Origin of the sequence: Sorangium sp. So ce381 (assembly GCF_051473845.1) — a bacterium.
In the GTDB taxonomy this organism is placed as follows: Bacteria; Myxococcota_A; Polyangia; order Polyangiales; family Polyangiaceae; genus Sorangium; species Sorangium atrum.
The window spans coordinates 12300336-12317497 of record NZ_CP150336.1 but is presented as its reverse complement, the minus strand read 5'-3'; the positions used below and the strand labels follow the sequence as shown (position 1 = coordinate 12317497).

General features: G+C 71.3%; 17 protein-coding genes and 1 pseudogene. 8 read left to right on the top strand and 10 right to left on the bottom strand.

The features are described from left to right. Positions 1-30 precede the first annotated feature (30 nt). The 3 genes from WMF29_RS46180 to WMF29_RS46170 form a co-directional block, all read right to left on the bottom strand. Entirely contained in the window at positions 31-1014 is a 984-nt protein-coding gene (locus WMF29_RS46180; protein ID WP_437326397.1) for a YfdX family protein, read from the bottom strand. A gap of 83 nt (positions 1015-1097) precedes the next feature. After that, the gene (locus WMF29_RS46175; RefSeq protein ID WP_437326396.1) at positions 1098-1295 is read right to left on the bottom strand and encodes a hypothetical protein; all 198 of its coding nucleotides are present in this window, start codon (positions 1293-1295) and stop codon (positions 1098-1100) included. Between the two features lie 371 nt (positions 1296-1666). After that, complete coding sequence (locus WMF29_RS46170) at positions 1667-2221, bottom strand: transketolase-like TK C-terminal-containing protein (protein ID WP_437326395.1); 555 nt, start codon at positions 2219-2221, stop codon at positions 1667-1669. Positions 2222-2622: 401 nt separating this feature from the next. Here WMF29_RS46170 and WMF29_RS46165 point away from each other — a divergent pair, with 401 nt between their 5' ends. Next, a complete protein-coding gene (locus tag WMF29_RS46165) occupies positions 2623-3057 on the top strand; it encodes an HAD family hydrolase (RefSeq protein WP_437326394.1) in 435 nt (144 codons plus the stop codon). A 561-nt stretch (positions 3058-3618) separates the two neighbouring features. Here WMF29_RS46165 and WMF29_RS46160 read toward each other — a convergent pair. Beyond that, positions 3619-4335: pseudogene (locus WMF29_RS46160) on the bottom strand (alcohol dehydrogenase catalytic domain-containing protein); the annotation flags it as partial. A 631-nt stretch (positions 4336-4966) separates the two neighbouring features. Here WMF29_RS46160 and WMF29_RS46155 point away from each other — a divergent pair. The 4 genes from WMF29_RS46155 (at position 4967) to WMF29_RS46140 (ending at position 7275) form a co-directional block, all read left to right on the top strand. After that, a complete protein-coding gene (locus WMF29_RS46155; protein ID WP_437284724.1) occupies positions 4967-5563 on the top strand; it encodes an Hsp20/alpha crystallin family protein in 597 nt (198 codons plus the stop codon). 72 nt (positions 5564-5635) lie between these two features. Continuing rightward, the gene (locus tag WMF29_RS46150; protein ID WP_437326393.1) at positions 5636-6241 is read left to right on the top strand and encodes an HdeD family acid-resistance protein; all 606 of its coding nucleotides are present in this window, start codon (positions 5636-5638) and stop codon (positions 6239-6241) included. A gap of 180 nt (positions 6242-6421) precedes the next feature. Next, the gene (locus tag WMF29_RS46145; RefSeq protein WP_437326392.1) at positions 6422-6838 is read left to right on the top strand and encodes a CBS domain-containing protein; all 417 of its coding nucleotides are present in this window, start codon (positions 6422-6424) and stop codon (positions 6836-6838) included. Between the two features lie 323 nt (positions 6839-7161). Further along, positions 7162-7275 (top strand): BON domain-containing protein, encoded by a 114-nt coding sequence (locus WMF29_RS46140; protein WP_437326391.1) that lies wholly within the window; start codon positions 7162-7164, stop codon positions 7273-7275. 82 nt (positions 7276-7357) lie between these two features. Here the strand turns inward: WMF29_RS46140 and WMF29_RS46135 are convergent, their stop codons facing one another. Together WMF29_RS46135 and WMF29_RS46130 are read right to left on the bottom strand one after the other, a co-directional pair. Next, positions 7358-8047: a TMEM175 family protein gene (locus WMF29_RS46135; RefSeq protein ID WP_437326390.1), complete on the bottom strand. Its 690-nt coding sequence runs from the start codon at positions 8045-8047 to the stop codon at positions 7358-7360. Then, positions 8044-8256 carry a hypothetical protein gene (locus tag WMF29_RS46130; RefSeq protein ID WP_437326389.1) on the bottom strand — a complete coding sequence of 71 codons (213 nt, stop codon included), beginning with the start codon at positions 8254-8256 and terminating at the stop codon, positions 8044-8046. The genes WMF29_RS46135 and WMF29_RS46130 overlap by 4 nt, the downstream gene beginning before the upstream one ends. Positions 8257-8668: 412 nt before the next feature. On the opposite strand from WMF29_RS46130, the gene WMF29_RS46125 reads away from it, so the two are divergent. Both WMF29_RS46125 and dnaK read left to right on the top strand, forming a co-directional pair. Then, positions 8669-9172: an aminoacyl-tRNA deacylase gene (locus WMF29_RS46125; RefSeq protein ID WP_437284718.1), complete on the top strand. Its 504-nt coding sequence runs from the start codon at positions 8669-8671 to the stop codon at positions 9170-9172. Between the two features lie 6 nt (positions 9173-9178). After that, entirely contained in the window at positions 9179-11077 is a 1899-nt protein-coding gene (gene dnaK / locus WMF29_RS46120; protein WP_437326388.1) for a molecular chaperone DnaK, read from the top strand. A gap of 179 nt (positions 11078-11256) precedes the next feature. On the opposite strand, the gene WMF29_RS46115 is transcribed toward dnaK, so the two are convergent. Beyond that, positions 11257-11511, bottom strand: a complete 255-nt coding sequence (locus WMF29_RS46115) for a hypothetical protein (protein ID WP_437326387.1) — start codon at positions 11509-11511, stop codon at positions 11257-11259. A gap of 13 nt (positions 11512-11524) precedes the next feature. Here WMF29_RS46115 and WMF29_RS46110 point away from each other — a divergent pair, with 13 nt between their 5' ends. Continuing rightward, positions 11525-11728, top strand: coding sequence for a hypothetical protein (locus WMF29_RS46110; RefSeq protein WP_437326386.1), 204 nt, complete (start codon positions 11525-11527; stop codon positions 11726-11728). Positions 11729-11752: 24 nt separating this feature from the next. Here the strand turns inward: WMF29_RS46110 and WMF29_RS46105 are convergent, their stop codons facing one another. From WMF29_RS46105 to WMF29_RS46095, 3 genes are all read right to left on the bottom strand, one after another. Then, positions 11753-12391, bottom strand: coding sequence for a hypothetical protein (locus tag WMF29_RS46105; protein WP_437326385.1), 639 nt, complete (start codon positions 12389-12391; stop codon positions 11753-11755). 123 nt (positions 12392-12514) lie between these two features. Next, the gene (locus WMF29_RS46100; RefSeq protein WP_437326384.1) at positions 12515-14062 is read right to left on the bottom strand and encodes a hypothetical protein; all 1548 of its coding nucleotides are present in this window, start codon (positions 14060-14062) and stop codon (positions 12515-12517) included. After that, positions 14059-17115 carry a hypothetical protein gene (locus WMF29_RS46095; RefSeq protein ID WP_437326383.1) on the bottom strand — a complete coding sequence of 1019 codons (3057 nt, stop codon included), beginning with the start codon at positions 17113-17115 and terminating at the stop codon, positions 14059-14061. Before WMF29_RS46095 ends, WMF29_RS46100 begins: the two co-directional genes overlap by 4 nt. Positions 17116-17162 lie beyond the last annotated feature (47 nt).

The following is a 17162-nucleotide window of genomic DNA, read 5'->3' as shown; positions in this document are numbered from 1 at the left end:
CGGCGGTTCGAAGCGCGTGGATGCCTGCGCTCAGCGCCGCTCGCTCTCGGACTGCCGCTTGAAGAACGCCGCTATCCTATCCTTCAGCTTGGCGAAGGCCGAGGTCGCGTCTTCCTTCTTCTTGAGCTGTGCCTCGATGTCCGCCATGTCCTTGTGCAGGGCCGCGTATTCCGGGTCATTGCCCGCGTATCCGAGCTCCTTCGCGCGCTCGAGCTCGTGTCTGGCCGTGGCCAGAAGCCGCTGCGCACCGTCCCTGTCCTTCTCGCGCAGGGCCTGGGCTTCGCTGATCGCGGCCTGCGCGGCGACGATCGGCAGCGGCCTGACACGGTCGATCACCACCAGGGTGTTGAGCGCCGTCTGCAGCATCACGCCGGCCTCCTTGGTCTTCTTCTGCTCGAGCAGACGGGCGGCCTCGCCAAGAGCGGCCGGATAGGTCGCGAGTGGCAGGTTGTAGACGCGGGTGCGGATCTCGCTGGTCAGACCGAAGAGCGCCACCCGCGCCACCGGATAGTTCTTGTCCTCCACGGCCCTCGCCGCGGCTTTGGCGATCTCCTTGATGGCCTGAATGTCCACCGGCGCCACGTCGATGATGTCGACCTCCAGCTGGACAGGGATGAGGGCCGCCGCCGGGTTGCGGGCCAGGAGGATGCTGACTTTGCCGGTAGCCCGCTCGAGCGCCGCCGCCGCTTCATCGCGCTTGTCCTCCGCGATGGCCTTGAGCGCATTCCGGGTCTCTGTGATGGCCGCGATGGCTTCCTTGTCCAGCGTCTTCTCGCCCTGCTGCTCGGCCTCCTTCCGCTGCTTCTCTACCTCGGGCCGCATCTCGGGTTTCGTTTGTCGCTCGCCTTCCTTCGGTTGCTTCTTGGTGTCAGGTAGCGCCTGTGCCTCGCTCGGCGCGAGGAGAGACGCGGATGTCCCGCCATGCTCCCGGGCGCGTTCGCACGAGGCCAGTCCCATGCACAAGGCCAAGGACATCGCCAGCACCGAACTCGATGTGCTTCTTGTGTCCTTCATCTGCTGTCCTTTCGGGTCTCGATCTCCGGTTGCCTGCCCACCAGCCGGCCGGACGCCGCCGAGCGTGCGTCGCTCAGCGTCCGCTAGCTCGCCACCTCTGCCCGGGTGAGCTTCTCCGCGACTTGCCGGTGGTCGCCCAGCACCTCGACGGATTCTCCGTCCCGGAGCTTGACGTCGCTGAGGTGGTCCGGGTCCGTCGGGTCGGGTCGCACGGTCACGACGTAGGCCGGATTGATGTACACGGCCGCTCCGGTGGCGCGATCCATGAACTGCACAATCATCGGAGAACCTCCCTCCTCCGCTGCCTTCACTGCGAGCATGCCGCCGGGCCTCGGCGCGTCAATACCACATGATGCTCGCTATCGCGTTTGCGTTCCCTCCACGCAAAAGCGGAGGGACTGATGGAGAATCACGTGCGAACAGGCGCGCCGGAGGGGCACGCCCAAGACATCATCCTCGTGCCGGTCGACTTCGGGCAAGCGCTCGCTCCGAGCGCTCGACCTCGTGAAGCAGCTCGCCCCCTGCTTCAGCGCCGAGGTCGTCGTGCTCCACGCCTACGAGGTGCTCGTCCAGGTCTACCCGGGGCTGCCGGTCGAGGCGCCCCCGTGGCCGGGAATCCACATGGAGGTGGAGGAGGCTGCGAGGCGGGCCCTCAACCGTTCGCCCGCGCACCCGAGACCAGCGCGAGCGCGCGTCGGGCAACGTTGTCGACTGTGATCCCATACTCCTCGAGCACCTTCCTGCCGGGCGCCGAGGCCCCGAAGCGAGGCACGCCGACGATGTCCACTCGCTCCCCGGTCCAGCGCTCCCAGCCGAACGGCGATGCGGCCTCCACCGCCAGACGCGCGACGCGGGGCGGGAGCACGCCCTCGCGGTACGCGGCGGTCTGCTCCTCGAACAGGCGCCATGACGGCATCGAGACCAGCCGGACCCTGACGCCTGTTCGCCTGAGGATCTCCGCGGCGCCGACGATCAGCGCCACCTCCGATCCGCTGGCCATGAGCACGATCTCCGGATCGTTGGCGGATCCATCGCAGGCGAGCACATAAGCGCCCCGACGGAGCATGCTCGCCGGCGCGAACACGTCGCGATCGAGCGTGGGCACCGCCTGGCGGGTGAGCACCAGCAGCGTCGGCCGGCGGCGCTCCTCGACGGCCATCTGCCACGCCGAGCGGGTCTCGTTGGCGTCGCAGGGCCGGATGACCACGAGAGCCCGGACCTCGCCTTCTCGACCGTGTCGATCGCGAGCATCCGGAGCGCGTCGACCGAGAGGCGATCCAGCGCGGCCTCGTGGCCCGGTGTCTCGACGGGATTGGCGTGGGATCGATGCTTCATGCCGCCCTCCTCATCCGGATCTGGACCGTGGCCGTCGTGGGCGTGCGCCATCGACCGAGGATGTGGAGGCGCGCGGCGCAGTGCGCGTAGGGCAGTCGTCGCGCCATGGCCGAGCCCAGGCGTCCCATTCCGATAATCCCAATGCGCATGGCGTGCCTGTGGTCTGCACATGAGGTGCCGTGCCCCCTGCGGCGCGGTCCGCCGCTTGCCGGGCACGAGGGCGTGAACGGCGACAGAGCGCGTCTCGAGCGGAACGTTTAGCTCGCCGCGGATGTGATCGCCGAATCCGACCGGCGGTGTAATGGGGTTGTTCAGGGAGCTACCAGCGCCGCGATCTGGGCGCTCGCGCGCGCCCTGTGCGACCTTGTCACCTCCGGACGGCGTCCGGAGATCGACGCCTCGCTCGCGGCGCTCGACCTCCCGCCGGGCATGGTCGTGGTTGCTCGCGGTGACGTGCGCCGCGCGAAGCCCGCGCCCGATCTCTTCTTCGCGTGCCAGCAGCGTTTGGGTGTGGCGGCCGAGGATTGCTACGTTGTCGGTGACTCCGTATGGGACCTGCTCGCCACGCGCCGGGCCCGCATGTTCGGGGTCGGATTGCTCTCCGGTGGGTACGGGCAGGACGAGCTGCTCGCGGCGGGGGCGTACCGGGTGTACCGCGACCCCGCGGAGCTCGGCGCGGCGCTCGACGAGCTCGGCGTCCTGCCCTGAGGACCGCCCGGCGGGTCGGCCTCCGCCGCGCGCAACGCGGCAGTCGACGGTCATGGCTCGTGCGCCCTTTCCCTCACTGGCCGCCGCCGCTCGCCGTGGCACACCGATGCCGAGCTCCGGCGCAGGTCGAGCCGGATGCGAACCTGAATGCGCTCATCGCCGAGGGCCGCCGCGCGATCGAGCAGCAGGACGACGCCCAGGTCGCGGCCGCGCTCGAGAAGGTGGAGAAGGAAGCGCACCGTATCGCCCGGGTGATGTACGATGTACGAGAAGACGGGCGCCCAGCCGCCCGGAGCTCCCGCGCCGCGCTCGGGGGCGCGCGATACCGGAGGGAAAGAGGGCGTGATCGACGCGGAGCTCGAGGAGACCGGGACGTAGGCAGGTCCGATGCCGCGACGGCGAGCCGCCCGGCTGCGCCGTCTGCCCGGGGCGACCCCGCGCCACGGCGGCGCAGCGGGAGCCGAGCAGAGAGGATCAGCGCCCTCTCTGCTCGCTGCGACGTCTCAGAGCAGCTGTCCTGAGCTTGCCCGCCCTGACGGCCCGCCTCTGGAAGAGGAGAGGGAGGCTCTCGAGCACGTCGACCCGGTCCCCGATCATCAGCAGGATCGCTTGGTTGTACCGGCGCGCGAAATCGAGGCGGTAACCGACCGAATCGATCGCGATGACCCGGCGCGCGCCGAGGAGCCAGGCGCACCGCTGGGCCACGAGGCCGACGGGCCCGCAGCCGAAGACAGCCACCGTGTCCGCGGGGCCGATGTCTCCCATCTCCGCCGCCTGGTATCCCGTGGGGAGGATATCCGAGAGAAAGAGCACGTCCTCGTCCGAGAGGTCGTCGGGGATCTTCATGGGGCCGACGTCGGCGAAGGGGACGCGGACGCGCTCGGCCTGGCCGCCCTGGTAGCCGCCGGTGGTGTGCGAGTAACCGAAGATCCCGCCGGTGATCGTGGTGAGCGGGTTCGTGTTCTCGCAGGCGGAGGTGCGGTCTCGCTGGCAGAAGAAGCACGTACCGCAGGCGATGTTGAACGGCACCACGACGCGGTCGCCGCACTGGAGGGTCCGCACGGATGGCCCGACCTCCTCCACGACGCCGGTGAACTCATGGCCGAAGATGGTGCCGACGCGCGTGTCGGGCACGTAGCCATGAGAGAGATGCAGGTCAGAGCCGCAGATCGTGGCGCGACTCACACGCAGGACCACGTCATTCGGATGTTGAATCCGAGGCTCCGGGTTTTCCTCGACACGGACGCATTTCGGCCCATGGTATGTGAGCGCCAGCATTCGCACCAGCTCCCCTTTTGCTCGATAGGGGCGAAGCAAGGAGCGAACCCAGCGCGCTCGCTCATGGGTGCAACCGGCGTAGGCACCGGCGCTCCGCGATCTCGCCGCCCGGAGGCCAGGGAGGACGGTTGTCCATCGTTTGAAAACCCGGACATCTACCGCTGATCCATCGAGCTCCTGGTTCTGGCGCTTCGTCTCGTCGTGCGCCTTCCTCGAGGAGAGCGGGAGCTCCGTGTTCAACTCGAACGCGCAGCCATGTCGGTGCCACGACACATCGGGCGATGTTCTCGTCGGTGCGCTGGCAACTGCCCGGCAGCCTCACCTCGAGCTCGTCAGCCTTGAGCTCGCGAGCTTGCATCGCGTGAGCCATTTCGGACCATGCTCCGACCGCGCTCTTCCGTTCTGCGGTCGAGGAGAGGCACGCGAGCAGCATGAGCCGTCGCTCCGGAGCCGTCGCGTCCTCTCCCGCCTGCGTGACCGGATGAACGGCAGTCCGGCATGCGTCCGCTCCGGAGCGTGTCGATCCGGCGAACGCGAGGGGAGGCTCCTCGGCGCGCATCGTGCACTTGCGCCGCCGTGCGGCGCGCACAATTGATGCTTGCAGTGGAGGGGGAGAAAGAAGGAGGGTACGATGGCCAATCTAAGCACTCGACGAGGCGAGCCGCAGCAGTCGCTCGCCACCGCCGGGGATCCCACGCGCATGACGGCTCCGTTCCGCGCGCTCGATCCTTTTCGCATCATCCGCGACCTCGTGGGCACCGACCCGTTCGCCGGCATGGTCCAGGCGGCGCGCACGGCGTTCGCGCCCGATATCGAGATCAAGGAGACCAAGGACAGCTACGTCTTCAACATCGACCTGCCCGGCGTGCGCGAGGAGGACCTCGAGGTCTCGATCTCCGGCAACCGGCTCACGGTGAGTGGCAAGCGGGAGGAGGAGGAACAGCGCGAGGACGAGCGGTTCTTCGCCTACGAGCGCTCCTACGGGGCGTTCAGCCGCTCGTTCGTGATGCCCGAAGGCGCCGATCTCGACAGGCTGAGGGCCGAGCTCAGGGACGGCGTGCTCCAGATCTCGGTGCCCAAGAAGGCGGAGATGCAGTCACGCCGCGTCCAGATCGGCGGCCGCAAGGAGGCGGGCGGCAAGGAGCTCGCATCCGGGCAGCCGGCCGAGAGGGCCGGGACGACGGCCGAAGCCGAGAGGGCTGCGACGGGCGAAAAGAAGGCAGCGTAGCCCCTGGGAAGTGGCCAGGTCTATCCTGCTCGCGCTCGCGACGCCGCGGCGCAGGAAGAGGAGGGGATGCACATGGCTGATCGCTTGGAGGACCCTGTCCGCACGACGAGCTTCGGATTGGGGTTGGTCGATGCTCATACGGTGCAGGAGAACCGCGGTTCGTTCCTGGGGCTCGGCATCGCCCTCTTGGTGCTTGGCGTTCTCGCGATTCTCATGCCCGTGGTCGCCTCGCTGGTCTCGGCGGTCGTCATCGGGAGCGTGCTGGTGGTGAGCGGCCTCCTCCAGGGCGTCCACGCCGTCCGGAACCCGCGATGGGCCAACTCCTCCTGGTCCCTCGTGAGCGCCCTGTTCCAGATCGTCGCGGGCGTCCTGATCGTGGCCTTCCCGGTGACAGGCACGATGACGCTGACCTTGATCCTCGCGGCGTTCTTCTTCGCAGACGGCTTCCTCAGGATCATCCGCGCCATCCAGCACCGCGGGATGCCGGCCTGGGGCTGGCTCCTGTTCGATGGGCTGCTCTCGCTGGCGCTCGGGGTCCTGATCTGGTGGCGCTGGCCGAGCACCGCGGCGTGGGCGCTCGGCCTGCTCGTCGGCGTCAACCTCATCATCAGCGGATCGTCGATGCTGCTGATCGGGGTCAGCGCGCGACCCCGGCCCGTGGCCAGCGCGCGCGTGTGACCGGCGCGCCGCGCCCGGAGCGGCGCGCCACGCTCGTCGTCGCTCAGCCGTACGGCTGCTGTCCATGAGGCCGGTCTCTGACATGTTCGGAGCGCCGGCCGCTCGAAGCGCCTGGATGCCTGCCCTCAGCGCGACCCGTTCGCCCTGGTGTGGCCCTGGCGGAGGAGGAGGTCGAATCCGATGCGCGTCAATGAGATCATGACATTCCCGGCCATCACGATCGCTCCAACCGATTCGGTCGCGCACGCCGAGGAGACGATGAACCGCGAGAAGATCGGGCACCTCCCGGTCACCGACGGCGACGTGCTGGTCGGGGTCGTCAGCCGGCAGGACGTGCTCGACGTGTCGCCTCCGAGCATCAGCATTCCGTCGGAGGACGACGAGATCGAGTACAAGGCCAAGCTCCACGTGTGCAAGATCATGCGCGGGGTGGTCGAGACGGTGCGTCCCGGCACAGACGCCGCCGAGGCCGCCGGCAAGCTGCTCGATCTGAAGGTTGGGTGTCTTCCGGTCATCGACGAACGATTCCACGTCGTCGGAATCGTCACCACGTCCGACTATGTCCGCCTCGCCAGAGACCTCCTGAGCCATACCTGAGCCATAGACGTCTCGAAGAGACGGGCGTCGTGCGCCCCTGATGCACCATCTACAACATCGAGCATCGCCTCCGTCACGACTGCTGCAGATCGGCGCTATGAATCGCTGAACCGCGAGGCCATGCTCATGATCGGCGAAGCCGACATGGAGCTCCTCAGGGTGCGCTGCGATGCCTATGTCATCGAGTAGCGCGGCGCCTCGCGCCGGCGTGGCGCCGAGACACACCTTGCCGGGACCGCCTTTCGCAGGCGCCGGACCGGCGGGCTCGTCGGGAGCGCCCGGATGGACGCCCGGCGCATCCGTGTCGAGTGCGGGAGGGCGAGGTGATCTCCCTCGGCCGCGTGCGCTCGTGGGCCGAGAAGGAAGAAGCCGAGCGGGCGGCATGGTCGGCTCCGGGCGTCCACTGCGTCGAGAACCTCATCACCGTCGAGCCGTGATAACGCCCCGGCGCAGCGCGCGAGGTGGGGGCTCTGGATCGATCTCCAGCGCGCCTCCGGCGCCCGAACTCGCGGGCGATCCTCAGCCATGCCTGACGAGCTGGACCGGCAGGATATAGAACAGCGCGATCAGGAGGATGATGAGCGCGCCGGCGACGGGGCTCCACCATGCGACGAGGAACGAGGCGCCGTAACCGATCGGCCCTATGAGGTAGCGCTCGGTGGTCGCTCGGATGACATCGTCGTCCAGCTCCGGATCGACCAGCCGGCGATTGTGGGTCGCGTGCAGCCATATGGCCAGGAACAGGCTCGCCGTGACGAAGAGCGAGCTCGCGTAGACGAGGAGCGCCGTGCGCGTCCTGTCGTCGTGCGCGTGCCAGTAAACGCCGAGGAGCGCCGTCGGAAAGGGGATGAGCGCGATCGTCATCAGGAAGAGCACGTTGAGCTTGAGGAAGACATGGTCCGTGCGCCGGAACAGCCTGAAGACGTGGACGTGGTGGCTCCAGTAGATCCCGAGGTACACGAAGCTCATCACGTAGCCCACGTAGACGGGCCACTGCGTCGCCAGCGCATCCAGGAGCCGAGCTGAGTCGGTCAGCCCTCGAGGGATCTTGAGCTCGATCACCAGCAAAGTCGCCGCGATCGAGAACACCGCGTCGCTGAGCGCCTCAATGCGGCTCGTCCCCTCGTGCGTCGCGAGGACGAGGGCGAGCCTCCGGCGTCGGTGCGGTCTCAGGCGCTCGCCGGGAGCGCTCGCCAGAGGGGCCGTCATGGGCTCGTTCGCCCTCTCCCTCCCTGGCCGCCGCTCGCCGTGAGCAGCCACGTCTCCACGGCGTGCGCGAAGCCCTCGTCGTCGTTCGACAGCGTGATGAAGCGCGCTCGCCGCTGCACGACGGCGCGCGCCGCCGCCTGCTCCGCGGCGCCGCCGAGCGCGCGCCGCATCGCCCCGATCGCCTTGCCCATGATCCATCCAGCGAGCACGCGCCCGGCTCCTCGCGTCACGGCCCTCGGGCCGTGCCTTCCCGGTCCGGCATCGCGTGTGCCACGCCGGCCCAGCACCCGAGCGCGCTCGTTCCGGCGGGCGACGCGACGACGCGGCGTGGGGCGACGTGGCGTGAATCGAGCGCAGGAGCCTCCCGGCTCGTACCCTGGAGCGCGCTCGAGGGCAAAGGACGGTGACGAGCGTCGCCGGCGGCACGGGGCGCCGCGTGCTGCACAGGGCACTTCGTGCACGGGCGTGCTCGCCGGGAGGACGGGCGCGGCATGCGCGCGACGCCGCGGCGAGGAGCTCTCCGGGGTCCTTGCTGCCGCAGCCCTGAGCGCGGCCCTGCGCCGTCCGTGTGCAGGTTGCGCATGCGGCGGGTCTGGTCCGATGATCGCTTGAGTCGACTCCATGCTCGATCGAGTCGTCGCCTACCTGAGGACGCACGGCGTACCGTTCCGTCTCTCCAGCCATCCATCGCCCGAGCCGCTCCCGGCGGTCGCGCACTGCGTCCCTCCGGGCGGCCTCGCGGTAGAGACGCAGGTGCTCGTCGTCGGCGGGCAACCTGCCATCGCCTGCCTGCCCCGGGGGGAGAGGCTGAGCCTGCCGGAGCTCAGGCACGAGCTCCGCGCGGAGGTGATCGAGGGCAGCCCCGCGGATCTGAAGCCGCCCTACTCGCAGGCCGGCGGGCAGATCCCGCCGCTCGGTGGGGCGATGGGCGCCCTCACCCTCATCGACGAGCGGCTGACGAGCGCGTCCGCCATCGTGTTCACGGCCTTCTCCCCGAACGACTGCATCGAGCTCTCGTATGACGAATTCGCGCGCCTCGAGCGCCCCCGCGTCGCCTCGTTCACGATCGGCGGCGAGCTCCCGGAGCATGCCGAGCCGCAGGAACCCAACAAGAAGGTCGCGTAGGTTACCATGGCCAAGATCATCGGAATCGACCTGGGTACGACGAACAGCGTCGTCGCCGTGATGGAGGGGAAGGAGCCCAAGGTCATCCCCAACCAGGAGGGCTCGCGCCTCACCCCGTCCGTCGTCGCCTGGGACGAGCGGGGCGAGGTGCTCATCGGGCAGATCGCCAAGCGCCAGGCGGTCGTGAACCCCTTCGGCACCATCGCCTCGGCGAAGCGCTTCATCGGGCGGCGCTTCGAGGAGGTCACGGAGGAGGCCAAGCGCGTGCCCTTCAAGGTCGTCAAGGCGAAGAACGGCGACGCAGCGTTCGAGGTGCGCGGCAAGGTCATCTCGCCGCCGGAGGTGTCGGCGCACGTCCTCCAGAAGCTCAAGAAGGCGGCGGAGGAGTACCTCGGCGAGAGCGTCTCGGCGGCCGTCATCACCGTCCCCGCGTACTTCAACGACGCGCAGCGCCAGGCGACCAAGGACGCCGGGCGCATCGCGGGGCTCGACGTCAAGCGCATCGTGAACGAGCCGACGGCCGCGGCGCTCGCGTACGGCCTCGACAAGAAGAAGCACGAGATCATCGCCGTCTACGACTTCGGCGGCGGCACGTTCGACATCTCCATCCTCGAGGTGAGCGACAGCGTGGTGCAGGTGATCTCGACGAACGGCGACACCCACCTCGGGGGCGACGACATCGACCACCTGGTGATCGACTGGCTGGTCGCCGAGTTCAAGCGGGACACGGGCATCGACGTATCGACCGACAAGATGGTCGTCCAGCGCCTCAAGGACGCGGCGGAGCAGGCGAAGATCGAGCTCTCCAACGTGCAGGAGACCACCATCAACCTCCCGTTCCTCACCGCGGACGCCTCGGGCCCCAAGCACCTCTCGAAGGTGCTCACCCGCTCGCGGCTCGAGCAGATGATGAAGCCGCTCGTGGACCGGACGATGGAGCCCGTGCGCCGGGCCCTCGGCGACGCGCAGAAGACGGCCCAGCAGATCGACGAGGTCGTCCTCGTCGGCGGCTCCACCCGAATCCCCTTGGTCCAGGAGACGGTCCGGAGCTTCTTCGGCAAGGAGGCGCACAAGGGTGTCAACCCCGACGAGGTCGTGGCCGTCGGCGCGGCCGTGCAGGCCGGCGTGCTCTCCGGAGAGGTCAAGGATCTCCTGCTCCTCGACGTCACGCCGCTGTCGCTCGGCGTGGAGACGCTCGGAGGCGTGATGACGCCGATGATCCCGCGCAACACGACGATCCCGGCGCAGAAGAAGGAGGTCTTCTCTACCGCGGCCGACGGCCAGCCCTCGGTGGAGGTCCACGTCCTGCAAGGGGAGCGGGCCGAGGCGCGGTACAACCGGACGCTCGGTCGCTTCCACCTCGACGGCATCCTGCCGGCGCCCCGCGGGGTGCCGAAGATCGAGGTGGCGTTCGACATCGACGCGAACGGCATCCTCTCGGTGCACGCCAAGGACATGGCCACCGGCAAGGATCAGCGCATCACCATCACCGCGTCGGGCGGGCTCAAGGAGGACGAGATCGAACGGATGGTCGCCGAGGCGCAGCGCAACGAGGCCGAGGACGCGAGGCGCCGCGAGGAGATCGAGCGCCGGAACAAGCTCGACACCCTCTGCTACACGCTCGAGAAGACCGTCGCAGAGAACAAGGACAAACTCGCCGACGCCGACGTCGCGGCCCTGAATGCGCTCATCGCCGAGGGCCGTCGCGCGATCGAGCAGCAGGACGACGCCCAGGTCGCGGCCGCGCTCGAGAAGGTGGAGAAGGAGGCGCACCGCGTCGCCCGGGTGATGTACGAGAAGGCGGGCGGCCAGCCGCCCGAGGCTCCGGCGCCGCCCTCGGGGGCGCGCGATACCGGAGGGAAAGAGGGCGTGATCGACGCGGAGTTCGAGGAGACCGGGACGTAGGCTGGTCCGATATCGAGGCGGCGAGCCGTCCGGCTGCGCCGTGCTCCTGAGGAGTGCAACTGGCGTAGGCATCGGCGCGCCGCGCGCGCGTCGCCCGGAGGCCAGGGCCGGCGGTTGTCCATGGTTTGCGGAAGCGCTGGCGCGTGGGCGGTCCTCGGTGGTCCTGGATGCCTGCGGCGTCAGCGCCGCTCGCTCTGGGTGCGGGCCAGGAGGATGCTGACTTTGCCGGTAGCCCGCTCGAGCGCCGCCACCGCGTCGTCGCGCTTGTCCTCCGCGATGGCCTTGCGCGCATTCCGGGTCTCTGCGATAGCCGCGACGGCTTCCTTGATCTCCGCAGCCGCTCCCCGCGTACCGCGTACCCACCTTCCGGCGGCCGTGAGTCTTGCTATCGGCGTCTGCCTATTAAGCCCTCCGGTTCCGTCGGGCGACCTCATGTGCCGCGATGGTGTGTCGGGAAAGACCGAGATCGATCTCTCGGACGCCACCGGCCAGTTCTTGACGGCCGAGTGGCGCGGCGACCTCGACGGCTGGTGCACCGGCGCCACGATCAAGGACGTTCACGTCGGCAACGCCGACGGGCAGTTCGGCTCGGATATCGTGTGCAACGAAACCAACGGCACGCTGAACGTGGCGAAGGTACGGATGGAGTGATCGCTCGATCCCCTGCCCGGCCAGTCACGGCGCCTCGCCGCCAGGGTTGAAGTCAGCGCATGACGGGCACTTGGACGCCGCGCAAGCCAGCTCGGGGCACGACGTCGGGCAGCTCGGGTCGTCCGGGTCGCATTTGATGAGCTGCCAGGTCAAGGAGCTCATATCCTTTGGATCTGCTGGGCACACGTCGACGTCGAACGCATGCGACGCCACCATGGTGAGCGTGTGGCAGCCCGCCGTCACGGAGGACGAGTCCAGGAACCAGCGCCTCACGAAGGGGCGCTGCCCTTCATCCATCGTGCCCGCCTCGATGGCCTCGAACGGGTAGACGCGGTCCCGGTAGGGCTGCCCGGCTGAGTTGCGGGTGCCGTAATCGAGGTAGAGCGCGATCTCGATATCCACGCTGTTGTCCTCGGAGAGCACGGCAGCGCCGAAGTCCACGAAGACGTCTTGCTCATGAATGTAGACGACCTGCAGCTGGCTGGGAGATGCCGCAGACGCGATCAGGTACGGCGCCGTCTGCGGAGGCGTCTCGTGATCGGGCTGCGCGAGGAGGAGGCAGCCCGACGCGAGCAGCGCGAGGGCCGTCAGCGCGGCCGAGGAGAGGGCGCGCGCCACCGACGCCGCGGCGCCCATGGGTGGACCGAAGGACGGGACAGACATGGTAAGATGATCAACAGGTTACCAGGACCATTCTACGAGGGGGGCGGGCCGCCTCGGTACGCGGAACCTTGCGGCATCACCTCCCAGCGCGGCCACGGAGGAACCTGGCCGACGCGGAACCAGCTAGTTGCACCCCAGCCGGCACACCATGGCCGCCGTGTAGGAGCACCCGTGGTCGCCCCACAGCGACGAGCTCGGCCCCGTGCACCGGAACGCGCACCCCCGCCCGTCCGCGGTCGCCTCGGCCGTCAGCCGGTATCCCTCGGCGTTGCAGCTCCCCGTCGATGACAGGCAGCTCGCCAGCTGCGGCTCGCACTGCTCGACCACATAGCCGGCCGGGCACGTCCAGTCCGCGCTCGCCCGCGCGTAGTCCGGCGACCGCCCCGTCTCGGTCGCGATCGGCTCATGCTTCGAGAAGGTCGGCATCCCCGTCGTGACCTGGAGCGGCACCACGACGGCCCGCTCGCGCGGCACCACCGGGGCGGACGCGTCCTTCGGCTGCACGACGAACGTATCCCGCCGCGTCTGCCGCTCGCAGCCGGCCGTCGCGCCCTCCGGCGTCCACGAGAACGTGAGCTCCGCGCTCCCGTGCGCGGGCACCTCGACCGTGCGCTCGCCGTGGGTCACCCGGACATCGACCTGCGCCCTGTTCGTGATGAGCGCCTGCGCCGTCCCCGCGGCGCCGTACGGCACCACGCCCAGGTCGACCGGCAGCGGCGCGATCTCCGGCTCGGCGAGCGAGAAGCGGCACACGTCCGCCACCGGGTAGATCGCGTACGCGAGCGGCACCGCCTTCTTGACCTCCATCCGCAGCGCGCCGAACGCCTGCCCGCCTCCCTTCGCGCCCGCGACCGGCGCGCCCTCGACGCCCTCGATGGCCAGCTCCCCGACCGAGGTCATCGTCACCCGGCGGTCCCCCGCCTCGATCCGGGCCTTGAACAGGCCGAGCGCCGTGCCGTGCGCCTCGCCGGCCGTCACGTCCGTCTCGTAGGCGACCATCGCGCCGCGCTTCACGGCCCCGATGAAGTGCGTCGCGCGACCGCAGGCGCAGCCGCCGCCCGCCGCCGGCACCACGCTCTCGGTCGGCTCGAAGAACTGCGGATCCTCGTCCGCGACAAGCGCCATCGCGACCAGCCGCAGCCGGCGCCGGTCGAGCGTCCCTCCGGCGCCGAAGTACGCCGGCAGATCGACGTCGGCGCCGACGAGGACCGAGTCGACGGCGATGCCCACGTAGCGGAAGTCGATCGCCCGCTCGCCCAGCGCGGGCGCTGCCGTCGCCGCGGGCGCTGCCGTCGCCGCGGGCGCTCCCGCCACCGCGGGCGCTGCCGGCTCCGCCTTGGGACGGGCGCAAGCAAGGCCGACCGGCGAGAACGCGCCCGCCGCGCTCCGCGACAGCCCGCGGCCCGGCACCATCGCGCTCGACGTGTCGAGGAGGTAGTCGTGCCGCACGTCGCTGAACGCCCGCGCGGCCGCGAGCAGCGCCCCGGCCTGAGAGCAACCGCTCTCCTTGCAGGCCGGCAACGCCGCCGCGCCGGCCGGCTTGCGCGGGGGCGGGACCGGCACCTCCGGCGGCCCAGGGCAGCCGAGCGCGGAGGCCAGCGCCCCGAGGAGGAGCCCGCCCGCGCGCAGCGGCGCGGCGCGGCGCCGACGAGCGCGATCTGCTCCGCTCACGGCCATGCGATCGTCATCCACCGGACGCGCCCCGAGCCGCTCACCGCGTCGTCCGCGAAGAACAGCGAGGCGCCGGACCGCCCCGCGAACGCCGGCGACACGTCCTGCGACGCGCCGCCGGTCAGCCACGCCAGCGGCTTGAGCGAGGGCGCCGACACGTCGCCGGGCGCCAGCGTGAAGGCGTTCAGCTCCACCGAGTCCCCCGGGGCCGACGCGAGCACGCCGCGGCAGACCTTGTCGCACGCGAGCGCGAGCGACGACACCGCCGCGCCATCCGGGCCGCTCACCACGACGGGCGGGCCCTGCACCGCTCCGCTGCCGTCGAGCCGCACGAGCCGCGCGCGCCCGCCGGCCGCCGCGCCACCGCCGGACTCGTCGGCCGGCTCGTCGATCCAGCCGACGAAGAGCCCGCCTTCGAGCGGCGCGAGCACCGGGCTGCGCGAGTGCTCCGAGGATGCATGGAGGCGCGATTCGTCGCCGATCCGCTGCAGCGTCTTCGCGTCGAGCCGCGCGAGGAAGATGTCGCCGCCGGGCTCGTCGCCCTGGCCAGCCGCGCCGACCGCAGCCGCGCCGCCGCCCGCAGCTGCGCCGCCCTGGCCAGCCGCGCCGCCGCCCGCCGCCGCGCCGGCCCCGCCGCCCTGACCAGCCGCGCGGCCGCCCACGGCCGCGCCGCCTCCCGCCGCCGCGCCGCCCGGGACCGCTCCGCCGCCCGGGCGCGCGTCCGACCACACGAGCCACGCCTCCTGGCCGCGCACCGCGATCTGCACCTCGGCCGCGTCGAGCGGCGCGTTCGTGATGCGCCGGTCCGGCGCCGTCCGGTTCAGCGCGCGGTCCACCCGCGCCGCATACACCTCGGCGTTGCCGTCGCGCGTGTCGATCCACGCGACGATGAAGCCCCCCGCGCCGTCGTAGGCGATCGCGACGTCGGACGCCTCGCTCGCGGCGCCGCCCTGCTTCTTCCGCGGCGCCGTGGTGAGCTTCTTCTGCGCGACCTTCGCGCCCGTCGCGTCGACCTTGGTCAGGTAGACCTGCGTCTCGCCCCGCTCGCGCGCGACCCACGCGATCACGCTCTCGCCCTGCACCGCGCCCTTGCCCTTCGCGTCGGCCGGGAGCGGCGGCGCCGCCGCGATCGCGACGCCGCCGAGCGACGACGCCTTCTGCGAGAGGACGTTCAGCTTGCCGAGGCCGCCCGGAGACGCGGCGCGCACCGCGAGCGTCGCGGAGACATCCTGCCCGCGAGGCGCGGCGTCCGACGCGCCCTCGACGAAGTACGTGACCCACGCCGAGAGCGCCGCGCCGCCGTCCAGCTCGACCGCCGCGACCTTGGCGATGGGGTCGCCCTCGGCGAGGGCGCGCACAGCGGTCGCGCGCGGCGGCGGGTCCTTGTCCTCCCGGAACGCGGGCGCGCGCCACGCGCTCTCGCGCACCGGGAGCGACACCAGCGCGAGCGCCGCCCGCGCGCCCGCCGCGCCGCCAGGCTGCGGGCCGGGCGCGGCGCTCGCCAGCGTCGCGCACGCGCCCGCGTGGCACGTCAGCCCGCGCACGAGGTACGGCACGCCGTCCGTCGCCGCGAACGGCGCGGCGCGCACCGGCTCTGCGGCCCGCACCGAGAGATCCGGGCCGAAGCGCACGAACGTCGGCCAGACCGGCGGCGCGGCCGCCCCGTCGCGCGCCATCTTGAGCGTGGCGGGCGCGAGCGTCACCGCGGCGAAGCCGTCGCCGTCGGCCGCGAGGTCGGGCGGCCCGCTCGCGCTGAAGACGAGCGCCGCCCGCTCCGCGCCGAGCGTCCCGTCCGGGCCGACCGACGCGAGGTGGATGAGGCGCCCCGGCCCGCGCGCCCCTGCGCCGCCGACGTCGCCGCCGCGGGCGCGAAGCAGGTCCTCCCACGCGAGCAGCGCCCGTCCGCCTCCGCCCTGGGAGGGAGCGACGAGCGACACCAGCGCCTGCTCGCCGGACGGCGGCGTCGCCTGCCGCGGCGCCACCACCACCTTGCCGCCCGGCTCGACCGCCGCGAGGTAGACGGCGCTGTCGATGTCCCGCTCGTCGGTCCAGGTGAGCAGGTAACGCCCACCGACGAAGGCGATCTCGACATCGATCTGCGCGGTCGGCTCGGGGCTGACGACCACCGGCGAAGACACCTTCCCGGCCGCATCGATCTCCACGAGCGCGACGGGTCCGAGCTTCGCGTCCTCTGCGGCGTCCTCCGCCGCCGCCTTGCGCGCGGGCTTGCCCTCGCCCCGGCCGCGCGGCGCGGCCGGCGGGAGCACGAGGGCGACCGCCGCGCCCCGCTCGGTGGCGACCGCGTGCCACCCGAGCACCTCGCGCGCGACCGACGCGGGCGCCGTCGGCTTGATCGCGGCGCCCTTGCCCTGCGCCACGACCGTCATGACCACGTCGACGCGGGCGACATCGGCGCGGGCCGCGTCGCCCTGGGCCTCGCGCGGCATCTCCCACAGCACGAGCGCGCCCTGCGCGTTCGGGAGCACGTCGAGCCACGAGATCTCCTCGGCCGTCTGCGCGACGAGGCTCGCCGGGGCGCTCGGCTTGCCGGCGGGGTCGAGCGCGAGCACGCGCACCGCGCGGCTCCCGTCGATCTGCTCGATCCACGCGGCGATGTAGCCCTGCGGCGTGGCGCGCAGCGCGGCGACGGGCACGTCGGCGGCGACCGGCCCCGCGTCGACGGCGTCCCCGCGCGGCGCGCCGTCCGCGCCGAGGGCGCGCGTCCTCCAGCGCCCTCCCGCGGCGTAGAGCAGCAGCGCCTCGTCGCCCCGCCGGGCGAAGTAGGACGTCGTGTCCTCGTCGTCGAGCTCCGCGATCACCCGGGCCGGCAGGAGCGGCGGCCCTTCCGGCGCCTTCGGCTGCGCGGGCGGCGTCTTCACGACCCGCGGCGGGCGCGCGACGGGGGCCGGCGCCGCGCCGGAGCACCCGAGCGAGAGGGCGAGGGCGGCGCCGAGCAGCGCCGGCGCGCGGCGCCCGAGCGCGGGGCCGGTCGGGCGGCGCGCGTCGCGCCGCGAGCCGCGTTGAACCCAGGGGAGAGCGCTGCGGACGAGCATGGCGGCGACCATGCCAGAAGCGAAGAGCCCCCGCTACAGGGCGCCGC

Excerpts from the sequence above, each read along its gene's own strand:
- WMF29_RS46180 (WP_437326397.1), bottom strand. The coding sequence starts at position 1,014 with ATGAAGGACACAAGAAGCACATCGAGTTCGGTGCTGGCGATGTCCTTG.
- WMF29_RS46175 (WP_437326396.1), bottom strand. The coding sequence starts at position 1,295 with ATGATTGTGCAGTTCATGGATCGCGCCACCGGAGCGGCCGTGTACATC.
- WMF29_RS46155 (WP_437284724.1), top strand. The coding sequence starts at position 4,967 with ATGGCCAATCTAAGCACTCGACGAGGCGAGCCGCAGCAGTCGCTCGCC.
- WMF29_RS46150 (WP_437326393.1), top strand. The coding sequence starts at position 5,636 with ATGGCTGATCGCTTGGAGGACCCTGTCCGCACGACGAGCTTCGGATTG.
- WMF29_RS46145 (WP_437326392.1), top strand. The coding sequence starts at position 6,422 with ATGCGCGTCAATGAGATCATGACATTCCCGGCCATCACGATCGCTCCA.
- WMF29_RS46135 (WP_437326390.1), bottom strand. The coding sequence starts at position 8,047 with ATGACGGCCCCTCTGGCGAGCGCTCCCGGCGAGCGCCTGAGACCGCAC.
- WMF29_RS46125 (WP_437284718.1), top strand. The coding sequence starts at position 8,669 with ATGCTCGATCGAGTCGTCGCCTACCTGAGGACGCACGGCGTACCGTTC.
- dnaK (WP_437326388.1), top strand. The coding sequence starts at position 9,179 with ATGGCCAAGATCATCGGAATCGACCTGGGTACGACGAACAGCGTCGTC.
- WMF29_RS46115 (WP_437326387.1), bottom strand. The coding sequence starts at position 11,511 with ATGAGGTCGCCCGACGGAACCGGAGGGCTTAATAGGCAGACGCCGATA.
- WMF29_RS46105 (WP_437326385.1), bottom strand. The coding sequence starts at position 12,391 with ATGTCTGTCCCGTCCTTCGGTCCACCCATGGGCGCCGCGGCGTCGGTG.
- WMF29_RS46095 (WP_437326383.1), bottom strand. The coding sequence starts at position 17,115 with ATGCTCGTCCGCAGCGCTCTCCCCTGGGTTCAACGCGGCTCGCGGCGC.